Raw genomic sequence first — 19,222 nt, 5'->3', positions numbered from 1 at the left:
ACATTTTTTATTGTAACTCGCTACATAACAATGTATTATGTAGTGAGTTTAATCTGCTTTTATTTAGATAGATATAAATATCCGTCCTGCTTATTATTTTGAATTACATTATTTCCATCTAACGATTTGTAATTAAGAATGTAGAAATAAGTTCCGGTTGGCAGTCCATCAGATTGTTTTACTGTTGTTCTACCTCTTGATTTTCCGTCAAATGCATTGGTTGTGTTATTGTAATTTGTAGTTTCAAATACTAATATTCCCCAACGATTGTATATCTCTACAGTATTTCCTGGATAACAGGTTAAATCATCAATACTATCAATTACGAAGACATCATTTATTCCGTCGCCGTTTGGTGAAAAAGCGTTGTGTACCAATATGTTTCCGCAGGCTAAAACTCTGCAGTCATCATTGATTTCCATGTTTAGCAATATGCTTCTTGGACAATTTTCGTCGACAATTTGATATTCGAATGTGTAATTGCCAAGTGTTAAGCCAAACGGATTAAGTATACTTCCGACTAATGCATTACTGTTGTTGGTATCAATCCATGTTCCGGTAATTGGGGTACCTTCCGGAAGCAGATTTGATAGATTAACTAGTGATGAATCATCGTTACAAGCCTGACTGGTGATGTTTGTAATTCCATTTGGAACAACAGTTATGGTAATTGTTGCGTTATCACAATTTTCGCTGTCTAGCTTGTCACAAATACGATAGCTGTAAGTATAAGTTCCCGGTGGAGTTAAACCAGATACAGTAACATTTCCTGAATTATCAATTACAATATTCGGATCTGTTTTTTCATCGTTTTGATTTTCGGCAAGCAGTGTAAAGTTTACAAGTTCTAACGTAGCCGGAACTTGTCCTTTAAAATCATTGCTTAAAACATTTCCAATCAATCCAAAAGTATAACAGCCAATGTTATCGTAGACGTCGTCATTAGCTGCAACCGGAGTAGGAGCGGCAAGTACAACTACAGTTACAATTGCTGTATCGCAGTTTCCGGCATCAGCATTTTCACAAATTTGATACGTTAATGTGTATGTTCCGGCTGGTACATTTGGTGCAACATCTACAGAGCCATCAGGATTTAATGTCAATGTATTTGTTGGATCTGGTGTTACAATGGTAAGCGTAACATCATTTGGATTTACCGGATCATTATTTAAAGTATCATTGTTGAAAACATTTGTAATATTGGTAACTCCTGCCGGTGCTGTTATGGCTGGCGGATTGTCGTCATTAGCCACAATTGCAAATGTTGGTCTTGCTGTACAATAAGGATCTGCCGGAGGATAGTTTATAGTGATCGTTTCGCTTGGATTAACAGATATTGTTAAGTTAACCGTTGGGCGTAATGATTCAAACCCATCAGCTGCCTGAATCCATTTGTTGTTTTGGAAAACCCATCCTGGCCAGTCGATGCCATTTCCTGATTCGTCTACTAATGCTCCAGGCCATAATACACGACCGCTTAATGGTAAATTCGTCATAGTGGTAATTACCGTATTTTGTGCATTTGCCCAGGCAATTGTTACTCCATTTATTGGAGTGAAATTTACCGGAGTTACAGAATAATCAACATAAGGTACATCGTTTACACAAATTGCTGTTGCTGTAACGGTCATAACTGGTGCTTCAATTGTTATGGTAACAGTTGCCGTATCGCAGTTAGAAGTTTGATCTGCTTCGCAAATTTGATATACTAATGTTAAAGTACCTGTTGGGGCATTTGGTAAAACATCTAAAGAACCATCAGGATTTAATTGTAAAAATTCATTTGGTGTTACTGTTGTTACAATCACCTCAGATGCGGTTACCGGATTGCCTTCAAGTGTATCATTCAACAATACATTTAATACATTGGTTGTTGTATGATTAACACCTGCAATTGGTCCTGCGCTATCGTCATTGGCAACAATATCCTGATATTTTTTACAGCTTATACCAAAGTCAGCATCTAAATGAACTAAATCTTCTGGTGTAACAGTTACGATATAACTGCCTGCTGTAGTGGTAGAACAAACAGTATGTAATTGCGTTTTATCTTTTTTAGCGGTTACTTTTTTATCTGCCGCATTTGGAAGCACTTTTACAAGTCCTGTTTCGCCCAAAGCATTAGCCATAGCATCCAGATTAGCATCTTTAACTAATTTTATATTGTAATTGCCATACGGATTTTCACTCGCTGGTCTGTCTCTCCAGTATCCCTGAATTCCAATTATAACTTCTTTATGATATCCATTTGGTCCATCAACTATAACGTTTGGACTCAATGCATTTCCAAATCCGCCGGCATTTAATTCGCCTGAATTTGAAGGCCCTTGATAGCTTCCATCACCGTTTAAGTCAATCCATTCTAATAAACTATAGTCAATTGCGCCATTTTCATCTGGAACATTTTTAGTAACGACACCATCATTATTAGCATCATACCATTCGTCCTGAATACCATTGCTGTTTGTGTCATACCAAACATAATCACCTAATACTGGCAGATTGGATGGTCCGTATTCAAAATTATGTTCCTGGAATTTACAATCTTCAAGTGTTGTAAAGAACAAACTTGAGTTTACAGGATATAATTGATAAACATTATTCAGGTTTGCATCTTGTACCTGAACTAAATAACTTCCTTCTGGCATTCCGGTGAAATTATAACTTCCATCAACTCCGGTTAAACGTAATAAAATTGGTCCGGTAGTAGATCCTTGCGGAATTAAGGTAATTGGCACGTTGGCAATTCCTGTATTAGTAGTTACATTGATCACATATCCAGATATTTTTATAGTGTATTCTGGTTGTGTAATAACTACTGTAGTTGTTGCAGTACAGGTTTCGCTTTCGCCATTTACAACTGCTGTTGCAGTAAGTGTATAAGTTCCAGCTGGTAAATTAGTGTTACCCACAATTTCGTTTTGAGCATTTTTAATAACAACTACGGCACCAGGGCTGCTGGTTACTAAAATTGAACCATTGCTTTTTCCAAAACAAGTTGCGTTTGAGGCTATACCTGTAACAAAAACTTTGTTTTCGACTGTAAAAGTTTGAACTAATTCAGTTTTGTTTCCTGAACAGTCGGTTAAAGTGTAAGTTCTGGTTAATACATAAGCATTTCCGTCGCAGCCGCTTGCTCCATTATTAGAATCACTAATAGTGATAGTAACGTTATTACTGCAGTTATCGGCAGCGTCGATAATATCCTGCGGACTTGCTGCTGGAATTTCATTAACGCTTTGCAGACCTGCTACATCAGCTGGAGCAGTTCCTGTTGGCGGAGTAGTGTCTTTAACTATAATAGTTTGAGTGTGCGAAATTACATTTCCACCACAATCGCTGGTAGTCCATTTACGTGTTAAAGTATAATCTGTGCCACATTCGTTAAGAATATCACTTTTAGTTTCAGAGAATACAATTGGTAAATTTCCATTGCAGTTATCAGAAACTTCCAAGTTTGCTGGTTCAGGAACAGCGTCACAAGAAACAGTAATATCTGTTGGAAGGTTTCCGATAAAAGCTGGTGAAGTTGTATCCTGAATTGTGATAACTTGTGTAAAAGTTTCAGAAGTATTACCACAGTCATCTTTTACAGTCCAGGTGTTAGTATAAGTTCCAGAATTTCCACATCCTTCAGAAGCTACAAACTGTCCACTAATTTTTTCAATGTTAGAAACATCAGCATCACAAGCATCAGAAGCAGTTGGGAATAAAGCCTGAGCTGATGCTAAAGCTTCCGTATTACTGCATTCTATAGTTTGGTTTAAAGAACCGGCCTGAGTTGTCCACGCTGGAGCAGTAGTATCCTGAATTATGATTACCTGAGTAAAGGTATCAGAAGTATTGCCACAGTCATCTTTTACTGTCCAAGTGTTGGTGTAAGTTCCAGCGTTTCCGCATCCTTCAGAAGCTACAAACTGTCCGCTTACTTTTTCAATGTTAGAAACGTCAGTATCACATAAATCAGAAGCAGTTGGGAATAAAGCTTGGGCTGATGCCAAAGCTTCCGTATTACTGCATTCTATTGTTTGGTTAAGAGAACCTGCCTGAGTTGTCCAGCTTGGAGCAGTTGTATCCTGAATTGTGATAACTTGTGTAAAAGTTTCAGAAGTATTACCACAGTCATCTTTTACATTCCAGGTGTTGGTATAAGTTCCAGAATTTCCACATCCTTCAGAAGCTACAAATTGACCGCTAATTTTTTCAATATTAGAAACATCAGCATCACAAGTATCAGAAGCAGTTGGGAATAAAGCTTGTGCTGATGCCAAAGCTTCCGAATTACTGCATTCTATTGTTTGGTTAAGAGAACCAGCCAGAGTTGTCCAAGTTGGAGAGGTTGTATCCTGAATTGTGATTACTTGCGTGAAAGTATCAGAAGTATTTCCACATCCATCTTTAACTGTCCATGTATTAATGTAAGTTCCAGAATTTCCGCAACCTTCAGAAGCTACAAACTCTCCGCTTACTTTAGTGATATTAGAAACATCAGCATCACAAGTATCAGAAGCAGTTGGGAATAAAGCCTGAGCAGATGCCAAAGCTTCCGTATTACTGCATTCTATTGTTTGGTTTAAAGAACCAGCCTGAGTTGTCCAGGTTGGAGCAGTTGTATCCTGAATTGTGATTACTTGTGTGAAAGTATCAGAAGTATTTCCACAATCGTCTTTTACAGTCCAGGTGTTGGTATACGTTCCGGCGTTTCCGCATCCTTCAGAAGCGATGAATTGTCCGCTTACTTTTTCAATATTAGAAACATCAGAATCGCATAAATCAGAAGCCGCTGGAAACTGAGCCTGAGCATTTACTAAGCCTGAAACATCGCTGCATTCAAGCGTAACATTTAAAGAACCAGATTGAGTTGTCCAGGTTGGTGCTGTAGTATCCTGAATTGTAATTACCTGAGTAAAAGTATCAGAAGTATTTCCGCAGTCATCTTTTACAGTCCAGGTGTTAGTATAAGTTCCGGCGTTTCCGCATCCTTCAGAAGATGTGAATTGTCCGCTTACTTTTTCAATATTAGAAACATCAGTATCACAAGCATCAGAAGCAGTTGGGAATAAAGCCTGAGCTGATGCTAAAGCTTCCGTATTACTGCATTCGATAGTTTGGTTTAAAGAACCAGCCTGAGTTGTCCAGATTGGAGCTGTTGTATCCTGAATTGTGATTACTTGTGTGAAAGTTTCAGAAGTATTTCCGCAGTCATCTTTTACAGTCCAGGTATTGGTATACGTTCCGGCGTTTCCACATCCTTCAGAAGCGATGAATTGTCCGCTGACTTTAGTGATATTTGAAACATCAGCATCACATAAATCAGAAGCTGCAGGGAATAATGCCTGAGCTGTAGCTAAAGCTTCCGTATTACTGCATTCTATTGTTTGATTAAGAGAACCAGCCTGAGTTGTCCAAGTTGGAGCTGTTGTATCCTGAATGGTGATTATTTGTGTGAAAGTATCAGAAGTATTACCACAATCGTCTTTTACAGTCCAGGTGTTAGTGTAAGTTCCGGTGTTTCCGCATCCTTCAGAAGCGATGAATTGCCCGCTTACTTTTTCAATATTAGAAACATCAGCATCACATAAATCAGAAGCAGTTGGGAATAATGCCTGAACAGATGCCAAAGCTTCCGTATTACTGCATTCTATTGTTTGATTAAGAGAACCAGCCTGAGTTGTCCAAGTTGGAGCTGTTTTATCCTGAATTGTGATTACTTGTGTAAAAGTTTCAGAAGTATTACCGCAGTCATCTTTTACAGTCCAGGTGTTAGTATAAGTTCCGGCGTTTCCACATCCTTCAGAAGCTGTGAATTGTCCGCTTACTTTTTCAATGTTAGCAACGTCAGCATCACAAGCATCAGAAGCAGTTGGGAATAAAGCCTGAGCAGCTGCCAAAGCTTCCGTATTACTGCATTCTATTGTTTGGTTAAGAGAACCTGCCTGAGTTGTCCAGCTTGGAGCAGTTGTATCCTGAATTGTGATTACCTGCGTAAAGGTATCAGAAGTATTTCCGCAGTCGTCTTTTACCGTCCAAGTGTTAGTGTAAGTTCCGGCATTTCCGCAACCTTGTGAAGCAGTAAATTGTCCGCTTACTTTAGTAATATTTGAAACATCAGCATCACATAGATCAGAAGCAGCTGGGAACTGAGCCTGAGCATTTGCTAAACCAGAAGCATCACTGCATTCTAAAGTTACATCTAAAGAACCAGCCTGAGTTGTCCACGCTGGGGCAGTAGTATCCTGAATTGTGATTATTTGTGTAAAAGTATCAGAAGTATTACCGCAGTCGTCTTTTACTGTCCAGGTGTTGGTGTAAGTTCCAGAATTTCCACATCCTTCAGAAGCCACAAATTGACCGCTAACTTTTTCAATGTTGGAAACATCAGCATCACATAAATCAGAAGCAGTTGGGAATAAAGCTTGGGCATTTGCTAAGCCAGAAGCATCGCTGCATTCAATTGTAGCATTTAAAGAACCAGCCTGAGTTGTCCAAGTTGGCGAAGTGGTATCTTCAATTGTTATAATTTGAACAAAGCTGTCAGTTACATTGCCACAGTCATCTTTAGCAATCCAGCTATTGGTATAAGTTCCTGAATTTCCACACCCTTCAGAAGCTGTGAATTGTCCGCTTGTTTTTTCATAAGTGACGATTGAACAATTTGCAGTAGCTGCCGGAGCTTGATTTTGAGCATTTTGTAAACCAGCAGTATCACTGCATTGTAAGGTTACATTTAAAGTTCCTGCTTGTGTAATCCATGTTGGAGCTGCCGTGTCCTGAATTGTGATTACCTGAGTGAAAGTAGTTGAGGTATTATTACAAAGATCTTTTGCTGTCCAAGTGTTAGTGTAGGTTCCAGTACTTCCACAGCTGCCTTTTTGTAGTTCACCACTTATTTTAGTATAAGTTATATCTCCATTACAGTTATCAGTTGCAGTAGGAGCTTGATTTTGTGCATTATTAAAACCTTCTGTATCTGAACATTGTAAAGTAACATCTAAAGAACCAGCCTGAGTTGTCCACGCTGGAGCAGTAGTGTCTTGAATAGTGATTACTTGCGTAAAAGTATCAGAAGTATTTCCGCAGTCATCTGTTACAGTCCAGGTGTTGGTGTAAGTTCCGGCATTTCCGCATCCTTGTGAAGCAGTAAATTGTCCGCTTACTTTAGTAATATTTGAAACATCAGCATCACATAAATCAGAAGCAGCTGGGAACTGAGCCTGAGCATTTGCTAAACCTGAAGCGTCGCTGCATTCAAGCGTAACATCTAATGAGCCTGCGGGAGTTGTCCACGCTGGGGCAGTAGTATCTTGAATTGTAATAACTTGTATAAAAGTCTCAGAAGTATTTCCGCAGTCGTCTTTCACAGTCCATGTATTGGTATATGTCCCGGCATTTCCACATCCTGCAGAAGCAACAAATTGCCCGCTTACTTTTGTAATGTTTGAAACATCAGCATCACATAAATCAGAAGCAGCTGGGAACTGTGCCTGAGTATTTGCTAAACCTGAAGCGTCGCTGCATTCAAGCGTAACATCTAATGAGCCTGCGGGAGTTGTCCACGCTGGGGCAGTAGTATCCTGAATTGTGATTACCTGAGTAAAAGTATCAGAAGTATTTCCACAGTCATCTTTTACTGTCCAGGTGTTGGTATACGTTCCGGCATTGCCGCATCCAGCAGAAGCTGTAAACTGTCCGCTGACTTTAGTAATATTTGAAACATCAGCATCACATAGATCAGAAGCGGCAGGGAACTGAGCCTGAGCATTTGCTAAACCTGAAGCGTCGCTGCATTCAAGCGTAACATCTAAAGAACCTGCCTGTGTTGTCCAGCTAGGAGCAGTAGTATCCTGAATTGTAATTACCTGCGTAAAGGTATCAGAAGTATTGCCGCAGTCATCTTTTACAGTCCATGTGTTGGTGTAAGTTCCTGCATTTCCACATCCAGCAGAAGCAGTAAATTGTCCGCTTACTTTAGTAATATTTGAAACATCGGCATCACATAAATCAGAAGCAGCTGGGAACTGAGCCTGAGCATTTGCTAAACCTGAAGCGTCGCTGCATTCTAAAGTTACATCTAAAGAACCAGCCTGAGTTGTCCAGGTTGGAGCAGTAGTGTCTTGGATAGTGATTACCTGAGTAAAGGTATCAGAAGTATTTCCGCAGTCGTCTTTTACTGTCCATGTATTAGTATATGTTCCGGCATTTCCGCATCCTTGTGAAGCAGTAAATTGTCCGCTTACTTTAGTGATATTTGAAACATCGGCATCACATAAATCAGAAGCAGCTGGGAACTGAGCCTGAGCATTTGCTAAACCTGAAGCGTCGCTGCATTCTAAAGTTACATCTAAAGAACCAGCCTGTGTTGTCCAGCTAGGAGCAGTAGTATCCTGAATTGTAATTACCTGCGTAAAGGTATCAGAAGTATTGCCGCAGTCATCTTTTACAGTCCATGTGTTGGTGTAAGTTCCTGCATTTCCACATCCAGCAGAAGCAGTAAATTGTCCGCTTACTTTAGTAATATTTGAAACATCGGCATCACATAAATCAGAAGCAGCTGGGAACTGAGCCTGAGCATTTGCTAAACCTGAAGCGTCGCTGCATTCTAAAGTTACATCTAAAGAACCAGCCTGAGTTGTCCAGGTTGGAGCAGTAGTGTCTTGGATAGTGATTACCTGAGTAAAGGTATCAGAAGTATTTCCGCAGTCGTCTTTTACTGTCCATGTATTAGTATATGTTCCGGCATTTCCGCATCCTTGTGAAGCAGTAAATTGTCCGCTTACTTTAGTAATATTTGAAACATCGGCATCACATAAATCAGAAGCAGCTGGGAACTGAGCCTGAGCATTTGCTAAACCTGAAGCGTCGCTGCATTCTAAAGTTACATCTAAAGAACCAGCCTGAGTTGTCCAGGTTGGAGCAGTAGTGTCTTGGATAGTGATTACCTGAGTAAAGGTATCAGAAGTATTTCCGCAGTCATCTTTTACTGTCCAGGTATTAGTATAAGTTCCGGCATTTCCACATCCAGCAGAAGCTGTAAATTGTCCGCTGACTTTTATAATGTTAGAAACATCAGCATCGCATAAATCAGAAGCAGCTGGAAACTGAGCCTGAGCATTTGCTAAACCTGAAGCATCGCTGCATTCTAAAGTAACATCTAAAGAACCAGCCTGTGTTGTCCATGTAGGAGCTGTTGTATCCTGAATTGTAATCACCTGTGTGAATATATCAGACATATTACCACAGTCGTCTTTTACCGTCCATGTATTGGTGTAAGTTCCGGCATTTCCGCATCCTAGAGAAGCTGTAAATTGCCCGCTGACTTTAGTGATATTTGAAACATCGGCATCACATAAATCAGAAGCAGCAGGAAACTGAGCCTGAGCATTTGCTAAACCTGAAACATCACTGCATCCTAAAGTTACATCTAAAGAACCTGCCTGTGTTGTCCATGTAGGAGCTGTTGTATCCTGAATTGTAATCACCTGTGTGAATATATCAGACATATTACCACAGTCGTCTTTTACCGTCCAGGTATTGGTATACGTTCCGGCATTTCCACATCCTTGAGAAGCAACAAATTGGCCACCTACTTTAACGATATTAATTACACCAGAACCACAGTCATCATAAGCTACAGGAAATAAGGCTTGAGCATTTGTTAAACCAGAATTATCGCTGCATTCTAAAGTAACATTTAGAGAACCAGCAGGAGTAGTCCATACAGGTTTACTGGTATCCTGAATAGTGATTACCTGAGTAAACGTGTCAGAAATATTACCACAGTCGTCTTTTACAGTCCATGTGTTGGTGTAAGTTCCGAAATTGCCGCATGATGGAGAAGCAGCGAATTGTCCGCTAACTTTTTCAATATTAGAAACATCATTATCACATAAATCAGAAGCCACAGGGAACTGAACCTGAGCATTTGTTAAACCAGAATTATCACTGCATTCTAAAGTAACATTTAGAGAACCTGCCGTAGTTGTCCAAGTTGGCGCTGTAGTATCCTGAATCGTAATTACCTGAGTAAAAGTTGTTGAGGTATTATTACAAACATCCTTTGCTGTCCAGGTATTCGTATATGTTCCAGAGTTTACACAAATGCCGGCAGTAAAAGCCCCGCTGGTTTTTGTATAAGTTACAGTTCCTCCGCAATTGTCAGTTGCAGTTGGCGCCTGATTCTGAGCAGCAGTCAATCCAGCTGTGTTACTGCATTCAAGCGTAACGTTTAAAGAATTTGCTGCAGTTGTCCAGGTTGGCGCAGTTGTATCCTGAATCGTAATTACCTGAGTAAAAGTTGTTGAGGTATTATTACAAACATCCTTTGCTGTCCAGGTATTAGTATACGTTCCAGAGTTTACACAAATGCCGGCAGTAAAAGCCCCGCTGGTTTTTGTATAAGTTACAGTTCCTCCGCAATTGTCAGTTGCAGTTGGCGCCTGATTCTGAGCAGCAGTGAATCCGGCTGTATTACTGCATTCAAGTGTAACGTTTAAAGAATTTGCTGCCGTTGTCCAGGTTGGTGCAGTTGTATCCTGAATAGTAATTACCTGAGTAAAAGTTGTTGAGGTATTATTACAAACATCTTTTGCTGTCCAGGTATTAGTATAAGTTCCAGAATTTACGCAAGAACCAGCAGTAAAAGCGCCGCTTGTTTTGGTATAAGTTACCGTACCGCCGCAGTTATCAGTTGCTGTTGGTGCCTGATTTTGAGCAGCAGTTAATCCAGCTGTATTACTGCATTCAAGAGTAACGTTTAAAGAATTAGCAGCTGTAGTCCAGGTTGGTGCGGTTGTATCCTGAATAGTAATTACCTGAGTAAAAGTTGTTGAGGTGTTGTTACAAACATCTTTTGCTGTCCAGGTGTTAGTATAAGTTCCGGAATTAGCACAAGAACCAGCAGTAAAAGCGCCGCTTGTTTTGGTATAAGTTACCGTTCCGCCGCAGTTATCCGTTGCTGTTGGTGCTTGATTTTGAGCAGCAGTCAATCCGGCTGTATTACTGCATTCAAGCGTAACGTTTAAAGAATTTGCAGCTGTAGTCCAGGTTGGAGCCGTAGTGTCATTAATAGTAATCGTTTGTACAGCAGTAACATTTCCACAACTAGTTGTAACCTTAAAAGTTCGGGTTACCGTTATGGGACACGTTCCGGTTGAAGTATCAGAATACGAAATGGTATAACTGCCAATTGAACCACTGTTTGATAATGAACCTCCCGCGGAATTCAATTGAGCAAGTGTAATATTTGTACTGGCTGTACTATAAGGCAGTCCGGTAATGGCTGCTGTACTGCATCCTGAAATAGATGCATTTGCAGGAGCAACTAAAGCTGCTGCCGGACTAATGGTTACGTTTGAATCTGCCGAAGTTAATTCGCAATTTGTAGTGCCATTTTTTACTTTCACTTTATAAACTCCGCTTGCAGTTACAGTTAAGGTCGAAGAAGTTTGTCCATTTATAACAGTATTATCTTTATACCAAACATAAGTTGGCGAAGCAGCATTTGTTGTAGCTGTTAAAGTAGTAGATCCGCATGCTGTTAAAGTTCCTGTAATTACAGGCGGACAAGGAACAAAGTAACTCGGACTGCTTATAGCTTTTGAATCGTTGGCACAAGATGAATTTTGATAATTCAAAGTCGATGTACTGACAGTCTGGTTTCCACAGGCACTTCCCGTTGGAGTTAATTGATAATTTAAAGTAATAGTTTCTGAGTTTAAAAAATCAGTATTCCATGTAATTACTTGTCCAGATAATGAAGCGGTTCCTTTACTTGTGGTAATTGAGCCTATTGTAAAACCGGGAATAATAGTTTCTTTAGTAACTAAACTTTGAGCAACCCATGAAATTTGAGTAGCAATTTGATTATAAATAGAAGTTAAATTAGCTCCGCTTTGTGTAATGTAAGCAGCACTTCCCTGAATATTATCCAAAGTATATTTAGCAATATTCTGATCGCTGTTATTGGTATTTATATTTCCGCTGATACCTCCAAAAAGTCCTACGGAAAATACCTGATTGTTATACACAACACTTGATTTTGTAGTAGTTTTGGCATTTGTAGCAGCATTTATTGCATCTGTAACACATTGAGATGTTTTACTAACATTACAACTCGTATTTCCGTTTGTACCTGTTACATTGGCAATACCATCTGTTAGTAAGATTATGGCTCTTGCCGTATTGCAGTCAAATCGGCCATTGGCTTCCAATTCAGTTTCAGATCTCACAATTCCGGCATAAATGTTAGTTGAATTTGTAGCCTGCAATGAATTAATCTGATTTGTAATCAGTGTTACACCATTGGCATCAAGATAGGTAAGTCCAATCTTTAAAGTTGCTGTTGTACTATAAGCAACAATTGCAATTCGGTTTTGTGGGTTAGCTTTTGCTTGATTAAGAAATGCTAATGCGGCATCTTTGGCGTAATCCATAGAAGTTTTTAAATCTCCGGGAATTGTGTTACCCATACTACCCGAGATATCAATTGCCAGAATCACATCTGAATTTCGGGTAATTGGATTTGCACCGGTGATATCTACTTTTACATTCACAATACCGCAATTTGTTGGGTTTGCCGTTACAGTTTTGCTAGTAGTTATAGTTTGTGCTAAGCCAATTGATGTTGACAGAAGAAATAATACAACAAATTGTATTTTTTTTATATCTCGTAAAAAATTGCTTAAAGAGAGTAATAGTTTTTCCATTTTTAATCATTTTAAGAGAATACTTGATATATTGTATTTAATCATTAACAGGATTAATGATGTAAGTATGTAAAACAGTATCAACAGCATAGCTGGAACAGTTTTTTGAAGTCGCGGTAATCTGGCTGCAAGACCATCTTTGTACCGTAGTATTAGCAGGAATCGTAATGTGGACATAAAAATTCAGTGACTGCCCAGCGCTTAACGTTATTTCGCTTAGAGAATTTCTTCCATAATCTATAAAGTCAGTATTGATGGTTACATTTCCCGAAGTAGAGCTCCCGTCAGTATTAGAACAAGAGGCGTTGACGTTCTTAGAACTCAAAATAAACGTATCTTCAGAAGAGCCGCTATTCGTCAGAATCATAGAGTAATACGTTCCATCAAGAGGAGTACTTCTGATGTTTCCATTATTTTCAACAATCAATGTTGCGCTGCACGAACCCGATTGTGCTAATGAAATTGTAGTAATTAAAAAAAAGAGTAAGAGGAATAGTTTTTTCTTAAAAATGTTCTTTTTGAAGGAAAAAATATACTTACAATTGTTAACAAATTTCACTGCTTTTTGAAGAGTAGATGTCGTTCTCATAATTTAGGATTTTTGTTAGTGGTATTCGATGTTTTTTAACATAATCAAAATTATATGAGAGTTTTTCTATTTGATTTTTTTTATCTGTAACTAACCTAAAAACTCGTTTAAGTGCTGTTTTTTTCTTAAAAATTGACTCAAAAAATTATTTTTTTAACTAATTTGATTAAAATTTCAAGTAGATTTTTCTTTCATTTTTAATAAAAATATGGTGTTTGGTCGAGTGTAAATGGTTAAAATATAATTATTTGGTTAATTTATTGCTGATTTCTAAATATCGATCAAATGCATGTTTTTGAGGATGAAGTACATTTTTTTTAAAAAACACAAAAAATGATTTTTCAATTATTTGCTTTTTTAGAATCATTTTTACTTGTTAAAATTTTGTTTAAATGTTAACAGAAATAAAAAAAGGAAGAGTATTAAAATTTCTTTTGTAAATTAGAACTTCAATAAAATCGCAGCCATTTTTGCGGTTTTTTTAAACACTCTGCTTATGAAAAATTTAATCTTAATACGTCATGCAAAATCAAGTTGGGAAGCTCCGTTGAAAGATTTCGACAGACCTTTAATGAAGAGAGGAATTTTAGATGCTCATGAAGTTTCAACCAATATTTCAAAATATCTTCCTAAAACCTATATAATCTGGAGCAGTACCGCAGCGCGTGCTTCAGAAACAGCTTTAATTTTTGCACAAAACATTTCATATCCCATAGAAAGTATTGTTTTCAAAGACGATCTTTATACTTTTGATGAAAGGCAGTTAGAAAAAGTTATCAAATCATGTGATAATAGTTTAGAAAGCGTTATTCTTTTCGGACATAACGAGGCTATTACAAATTTTGTTAATAAATTTGGGGATGTTTTTATTGATAATGTTCCAACTTCGGGCTTTGTATCATTACAATTCGATCAGGAAAGCTGGGATGAAATCAATAACGGCAAAACCAATAAAACAATATTCCCCAAAGATTTAAAATAATTACAGTGTACGAACAGAAATATATCGATAGAGAAAAAAGCTGGTTAGCGTTTAATGCAAGAGTACTTCAGGAAGCGGCAGATAATACCGTTCCTCTTTTAGACAGACTGCGATTTGTTGGAATTTTTTCAAACAATTTAGATGAGTTTTTTAGAGTTCGATATGCCGCCATTCGTAGATTAAGTCTTTCCGGAATTTCAGGCGAAAAATATCTTGGAGGGGTTTCTGCACACCAATTAATTAAAGACATTACAGAAATCGTTATTCAGCAGCAATCTGAAAGTTTACGTATTTTAGGTAATATAGAAAGCGAGCTCGAAGCCGAAAATATCTTTATCATAAACGAAGATCAGATTACACCAAAACAGGAATGTTTTCTGAAGGACTTTTTTATGCAGAAATTAAGTCCGGAATTGGTTACCATTATTCTGAATGATCTTGCTGTTTTCCCGGTTTTAAAAGATACTGCCGGATATCTGGCCGTTCGTTTAGAATTAAAAACCGATGAGGTTCGTTACGCTTTAATTGAAATCCCAAAAACAATCAACAGGTTTGTCGTACTTCCGTCAGAAGACGATAAACAATATGTGATTTTAATTGATGATGTTATTCGTTTAAAACTAAAAAACATCTTCAATATATTTGATTACAAGAGTGTTTCGGCACATATGATTAAAATTACGCGAGATGCACAGTTAGATATCGACAGTGATTTGAGTAAAAGTATGCTCGAAAAAATTGCTTCATCAGTAAAAGACCGACGTATTGGTGAACCCGTACGTTTTATTTACGACAGTTTAATCGAAGAAGATACTTTGCGTTTCTTTTTAGATAAAATGAAAATCGTAGAAACCGATAGTATTATTCCCGGAGGTAGATATCACAACCGCCGCGATTATATGGATTTTCCAAATCTGGGTCGTTACGATTTATTGTATAAACCAAACGAACCCTTACCCGTTCCGGGCTTAAGCCTTGATGGAAGTATTCTGGAAAAAATAAACAAAAAAGATTATCTGGTACACGCTCCGTATCAGTCATTTGCTTATTTAACGAAGTTTTTGCGAGAAGCCGCTTTAGACCCTAAAGTTACCAGTATAAAAATTACTTTATATCGTTTGGCAAAAAACTCGCAAATTATCAGTTCGCTGATAAACGCGGCAAAAAACGGAAAAAAAGTAGTCGTACAAATCGAGCTTCAGGCACGTTTTGACGAAGCTTCGAATATTTCCTATGCTGAACAAATGCAGACAGAAGGTATCGAACTTATTTTTGGAATTAAAGGTTTGAAAGTACATAGTAAAATTTGCGTTATCGAAAGAGTTGAAGACGGAAAAACACGCCGTTACGGATTTGTTTCAACAGGAAATTTCAACGAATCGACAGCTAAAATTTATACAGATGTTACGCTGTTTACATGCAATCAGGGAATTTTAAAAGACGTTTCTAAAATATTTGAATTCTTCGATATCAACTACAGAGTACACAGGTACAAACATTTAATAGTGTCTCCACATTATACCAGAGCCAAATTTGTTAAGCTGATTGATCGTGAAATTCTCCATGCATTAGCAGGAAGAAAAACATTCATAAAATTAAAAATGAACAGTTTATCTGATTTTAAAATGATCGACAAACTGTATGAAGCAAGTAATGCCGGAGTAAAAATCCAGCTTCAGGTAAGAGGAATTTGTTCTTTGATTCCGGGAATTCCGGGAATGAGCGAAAACATCGAAGCCATAAGTATTGTAGACAATTATTTAGAACATTCCCGAGTTTATATTTTTGGAAATGCGGGACTTAATGAAGTCTATATTTCTTCAGCCGATTTCATGACCCGAAACCTCGACGGAAGAGTAGAAGTAACCTGCCCGATTTACGACCACGAAATTAAAAAAGAACTAATCGATAATTTCAACATTGCCTGGAAAGGAAACGTAAAAGTAAGATATCATTCATATAAGCTGGATAATAAGTATAAGCCTCGAAATCATCATGCCCCATTTAGAGCACAATTTGAAACCTATAAATATTATCAAAATAAAATAGCGGTACTAGAAGAGGTTCCTCAAAAAGTAGACTAAACAAATAAAATTCAATTACAAATCATAAAGTGAGCATGATTAATATTAGGAAATTTGCAGCAATAGATATTGGATCAAACGCCATGAGGCTGCTGATATCGAATGTTGTAGAACAAGAAGGAAAAGAACCGCAGTTCAATAAAAGTTCGCTTGTTCGTGTTCCAATTCGTTTGGGACAAGATGCCTTTACCGTAGGTGAAATTTCACCCGAAAATATAGATCGAATGGTGGATGCCATGAAAGCATTCAATCTTTTGATGAAAGTACATAAAGTAGAACGTTATATGGCATTTGCAACTTCTGCAATGCGCGAAGCCTATAATGCCAAAGAAGTTGTGGCTTTGATTAAGAAAAAAGCCGACATTAAAATTGAAATTATTGATGGTAAAAAAGAAGCCGCAATTATAGCTTCTACAGATTTACACCATTTATTAAAAACAGACGAAACTTATCTTTTTGTTGATGTTGGAGGTGGAAGCACAGAGTTTACTTTATTCTCTGACGGAAAAATGATTAATTCAAGATCATTTAAAGCCGGAACCGTTCGATTATTGAATAATATGGTTCATGATGTGGTTTGGGATGAAATCGAAAAATGGATTAAAACCAATACAGCCGATTATGAAGAAGTTACGTTAATTGGTTCTGGAGGAAACATCAATAAATTGTTTAAAATGTCTGGAAAACAACAGGAAAAACCGCTTTCATACATTTACATCAATTCACAATATGCCTTTTTAAATTCATTGACTTACGAGCAAAGAATTGCCGAATTAGGTTTAAACTCTGACCGTGCCGACGTAATTATTCATGCAACCAGAATTTATCTTAACGCAATGAAATGGAGTGGTGCACGCCAGATTTTTGTTCCAAAAATTGGACTTTCTGATGGAATCGTAAAAGCAATGTATTACGGTAAAATTTAATGAAATCAGTTTTTCAGTCAATTCAGGATTTTTCTACAGATGAATTATCACTTTTAGATGATTTAATAACGTTTCGTACACTGAAAAAAGGAGAACTTTTATTGACAGAAAATCAGGTTTGTAATGAAATTGTATTTATAAAAAAGGGAATTTTACGTTCCTTTTTTTATAATCATAAAGGTGATGAAATCACCAACTGTTTCGCTTTCGAAAATGAATTTATGGCTTCGTTTGCCAGTTTTATAACTGGAGAAAAAGCAGAAGAAAATGTTCAGGCATTAGTAGATACTGAGTTGCAGATTTTAGATCGTAAAGCACTTGAAATACTTTATCAATCAGGTTTTAACTGGCAGGAAACCGGACGAAAATTAACTGAAATAGAATTTGTAAACCTCAATAAAAGAATGATTTCTTTTCAGAAACTGTCCGGCGCTCAGCGTTACGAAGAATTATATAATAATCATCAAAAATATCTGCAGTTAATTCCGCTGCAATATTTAGCTTCCTATTTAGGAATTACTCCAAGGCATTTAAGCCGAATTAGAAAAGCTGTTTTTTAATTTCTCGCAGATTTTGGAGATTCAACAGATTTATTTTTAATATTTTTGAAATATAATCTGCCTAATCTGCAAAATCTGCAAGAGAAAAAAATAAATCTTACCAGTTTTTAAGGACATTTGTCCAGTAAAATAAATAAGCCGAATAGTATTTTTGATCAAAACATTCACATGAAAAAAATACTAATCATAAACGGGCATCCCAATCCTGACAGTTTTAATTTTGCTATCGCTGATGAATATCAAAAAGGAGCAATCGCTTCCGGAGCGGTTGTAGAAACCATTACAATTGCGAATCTAAATTTCAGCCCGAATCTAAAATTTGGTTATCAAAAACGAACAGAATTAGAGTCGGATTTATTAGAATCCTGGGAAAAAATAAAAAGAGCCGATCATTTAGTCTGGATACATCCCGTTTGGTGGGGTGGGCTTCCGGCAATTACAAAAGGATTTATAGATCGTTTGTTTCTGCCCGGAATGGCATTTCAATACAGAGAAAATTCTGTTTGGTGGGATAAATTACTAAAAGGAAAAACAGCACACATTATTACAACTTTAGATCAGCCGAGCTGGTATTACAGATTGTTTTTTAGAAGACCAAGTGTAAATCAATTAAAAAAATCAACCTTAGAATTTTGTGGTGTAAAACCTATAAAAGTAAGTTATATTGGTATTATAAAAGGTTCAAATGATTTGCAAAGAGCAAAATGGCTGGAAAAAATCTACAATTTCGGCTTGAAAAAGAAATAATGTTTTTGCGATTAATTACACAAATTGGCACGAATTGTTTCAGTAATCTTCGCATAAAGTAATTAGTGAAAATTTGTGTAATTCGTGTCTAAAAAACGATTAAGTATGTAAATCTAAACCAAATGTTGAACGTAAAAGTTCAATGTTTGGATTGATTTCAAGAAGACGATTATAACGATCCTGATCGTTGTAACTTCTTTTCATCTGCACCTCTTCGTTTACAATAACTTCAATTGTGATATCGTGATTGTGCAAATGTCCTTTTAAATATCCTAATAATCCATTTACCTGACTTTCAAAATCAAGTTTAGAACCTTCATTTGGCAGTTCATAAGTAATTCTGGTTCCGTCTAAAACAGGATCATTAATCAACAGGATAGATTCCATGATCTTAAGCCCTTTTTGACCTAAACGCTCCGCATATTTGTTCCAGTACAAAAGCATATCCGTTTCGTTAAATTCCTCAGTAGGTAATACAGATGAAGGCTTAACATAGGTTTTTCCGCTTTCTTCCATTTCTTTTTTCTTTCGGATACTCGCCAGAGAGAAAGCAGAAACTTTTTGTTCACCATTTACGTCAGCTCTCGGAATTACTGGAGCTTCGACTTTAGGAATTTTAGGAATAGCTGT

General features: G+C 37.3%; 8 protein-coding genes. 5 read left to right on the top strand and 3 right to left on the bottom strand.

The genetic code is table 11. The annotated features are described in order from the left end of the window. Positions 1-59 precede the first annotated feature (59 nt). Both ABDW27_RS04215 and ABDW27_RS04210 read right to left on the bottom strand, forming a co-directional pair. Positions 60-12,704: an Ig-like domain-containing protein gene (locus ABDW27_RS04215; protein WP_343694715.1), complete on the bottom strand. Its 12,645-nt coding sequence runs from the start codon at positions 12,702-12,704 to the stop codon at positions 60-62. 37 nt (positions 12,705-12,741) lie between these two features. Beyond that, on the bottom strand, positions 12,742-13,293 hold the full coding sequence (locus tag ABDW27_RS04210) for a hypothetical protein (protein ID WP_343694714.1): 552 nt from the start codon (positions 13,291-13,293) through the stop codon (positions 12,742-12,744). A gap of 496 nt (positions 13,294-13,789) precedes the next feature. On the opposite strand from ABDW27_RS04210, the gene ABDW27_RS04205 reads away from it, so the two are divergent. The 5 genes from ABDW27_RS04205 to ABDW27_RS04185 all read left to right on the top strand — a co-directional run bounded on the left by ABDW27_RS04205 (position 13,790) and on the right by ABDW27_RS04185 (position 18,592). Beyond that, positions 13,790-14,275: a histidine phosphatase family protein gene (locus ABDW27_RS04205; protein WP_343694713.1), complete on the top strand. Its 486-nt coding sequence runs from the start codon at positions 13,790-13,792 to the stop codon at positions 14,273-14,275. Positions 14,276-14,280: 5 nt separating this feature from the next. Continuing rightward, positions 14,281-16,359: a polyphosphate kinase 1 gene (gene ppk1 / locus ABDW27_RS04200; RefSeq protein WP_343694712.1), complete on the top strand. Its 2,079-nt coding sequence runs from the start codon at positions 14,281-14,283 to the stop codon at positions 16,357-16,359. 35 nt (positions 16,360-16,394) lie between these two features. Continuing rightward, positions 16,395-17,285 carry an exopolyphosphatase gene (locus tag ABDW27_RS04195; protein ID WP_343694711.1) on the top strand — a complete coding sequence of 297 codons (891 nt, stop codon included), beginning with the start codon at positions 16,395-16,397 and terminating at the stop codon, positions 17,283-17,285. Continuing rightward, positions 17,285-17,845, top strand: a complete 561-nt coding sequence (locus ABDW27_RS04190) for a Crp/Fnr family transcriptional regulator (protein ID WP_343694710.1) — start codon at positions 17,285-17,287, stop codon at positions 17,843-17,845. Before ABDW27_RS04195 ends, ABDW27_RS04190 begins: the two co-directional genes overlap by 1 nt. Positions 17,846-18,013: 168 nt before the next feature. Beyond that, complete coding sequence (locus tag ABDW27_RS04185) at positions 18,014-18,592, top strand: NAD(P)H-dependent oxidoreductase (RefSeq protein WP_343694709.1); 579 nt, start codon at positions 18,014-18,016, stop codon at positions 18,590-18,592. 99 nt (positions 18,593-18,691) lie between these two features. Here ABDW27_RS04185 and ABDW27_RS04180 read toward each other — a convergent pair whose 3' ends face one another. Then, entirely contained in the window at positions 18,692-19,108 is a 417-nt protein-coding gene (locus ABDW27_RS04180) for a DNA polymerase III subunit gamma/tau (RefSeq protein ID WP_343694708.1), read from the bottom strand. Positions 19,109-19,222 lie beyond the last annotated feature (114 nt).

Source organism: Flavobacterium sp. (assembly GCF_039595935.1).
Classification (GTDB): domain Bacteria; phylum Bacteroidota; class Bacteroidia; order Flavobacteriales; family Flavobacteriaceae; genus Flavobacterium.
This window is presented reverse-complemented; position numbering and strand designations above follow the sequence as displayed.